Source organism: Streptomyces phytophilus (assembly GCF_013870535.1).
GTDB lineage: Bacteria > Actinomycetota > Actinomycetes > Streptomycetales > Streptomycetaceae > Streptomyces > Streptomyces phytophilus.
On record NZ_JACBXC010001276.1, the window covers coordinates 1 to 1,700 of the forward strand.

At 75.5% G+C, this 1,700-nt stretch carries 2 protein-coding genes; both read left to right on the forward strand.

Going from position 1 to position 1,700, the window contains the following annotated elements:
* Positions 1 to 253, forward strand: a 253-nt coding sequence (locus tag H5J30_RS31545) for a hypothetical protein (RefSeq protein WP_181790984.1), incomplete at its 5' end; no start/stop codon positions are given.
* A 40-nt stretch (positions 254 to 293) separates the two neighbouring features.
* Positions 294 to 1,700, forward strand: a 1,407-nt coding sequence (locus H5J30_RS31550) for a type I polyketide synthase (protein ID WP_181790986.1), incomplete at its 3' end; no start/stop codon positions are given.

Genomic DNA, 1,700 nt, shown 5'->3' on the forward strand with positions numbered 1-1,700 from the left:
CGTACGCGAGGAGCTGGACCGGCTGGCCGCGGCCCTGGACGCCGCGCCCGTCGAAGGTGCCGAACGCGTCGCCGTACACGACCGGTTGCGGGCGCTCGCCGCCGCGCTGGCCGACCGCGGCACCGCGGCGGACGGCACACCCGAGGACGACGAGGCGGGTCTCGACGAGGCCAGCACCGACGACCTGCTGAAGATCATCGACGATGAGTTCGGCCCGGCGCAGCCGGGTCCGACGGCATCGACAATCGGCTGACCAGCGCCGGAGCGGCGCACGGAGAGGAGCAGTTCCGGCCATGGCCGAGGAAGACAAGCTGCGCGACTACCTCAAACGGCTCACCGTCGACCTGCGCCGGACCACGCGCAGGCTGCGGGAGGTGGAGGAGCAGCGCCGGGAGCCGGTCGCCGTCGTCGGCATGGCCTGCCGCCTCCCCGGCGGCGTACGGAGCCCCGAGGAGCTGTGGGAGCTGCTGCGGGACGGGCGGGACGCCATCTCCGCCATGCCCGCGAACCGGGACTGGCACCTGGACGACCACTTCGACCCGGACAGCGGCCGGCCCGGCACCTCGTACGTGCGCGAGGGCGGCTTCCTCGACGACGTCGCCGGGTTCGACGCGGCGTTCTTCGGCATCTCCCCGCGCGAGGCCCTGGCGATGGACCCGCAGCAGCGGCTGCTGCTGGAGCTGGCGTGGGAGAGCGTGGAGCGGGCCGGGATCGACGCGCACGCGCTGCGCGGCTCGCGTACCGGCGTGTTCGTGGGCAGCAACCCCACCGAGTACGGCGGTCTGCTCGGCGACGCCGCCGCGCAGGTGGGCGGGCACCTGCTCACCGGCACGGTCCTCAGCGTGCTGTCCGGCCGGCTCGCGTACACCCTCGGTCTGGAGGGGCCGGCGGTGAGCGTGGACACCGCGTGCTCCACGTCGCTGACCGCGGTGCACCTCGCGGTGCAGGCGCTGCGCCGCGGCGAGTGCACGATGGCGCTGGCCGGCGGGGCGACGGTGTTCTCCACGGTCGGGCCGTTCACCGAGATGAGCCGGCAGCGGGTGCTGGCCGCCGACGGGCGCTGCAAGGCGTTCGGTGCGGGCGCCGACGGCATGGGCATGTCCGAGGGCGGGGGCGTCGTGCTGCTGGAGCCGCTCAGCGCGGCCCGCCGCAACGGCCACCGCGTGCTCGCCGTGATCCGCGGCAGCGCCGTCAACTCCGACGGCTCCTCCAACGGCCTGACGGCGCCGAGCGGGCAGGCCCAGGAGAAGGTGATCCGGGCGGCCCTCGCCGACGCGGGCCTCGGCGCCGCCGACGTCGACGCGATCGAGGCGCACGGCACGGGCACGGAGCTGGGCGACCCGATCGAGGCGCAGGCGCTGCTGGAGGTCTACGGCCGCGGCCGGGCCGCCGCCGAGGCGCCGCTGTACCTCGGCTCGGTCAAGTCGAACATCGGGCACACGCAGGCCGCCGCGGGCGTCGCCGGGCTGATGAAGCTGGTCCTGGCGCTGGAGCACGGGCAGTTGCCCCGTACGCTGCACGCCGGCACGCCCAGCCCGCACGTCGACTGGGACCCGGCGACGCTCGCGCTGCTGGACGAGGCGCTGCCGTGGCGCGGCGAGGGCCGTACGCGGCGGGCCGCGGTGTCGGCGTTCGGGATCAGCGGCACCAACGCGCACGTGATCGTGGAGCAGCCCCCGGCGGACGAGCAGGAGCCCGCG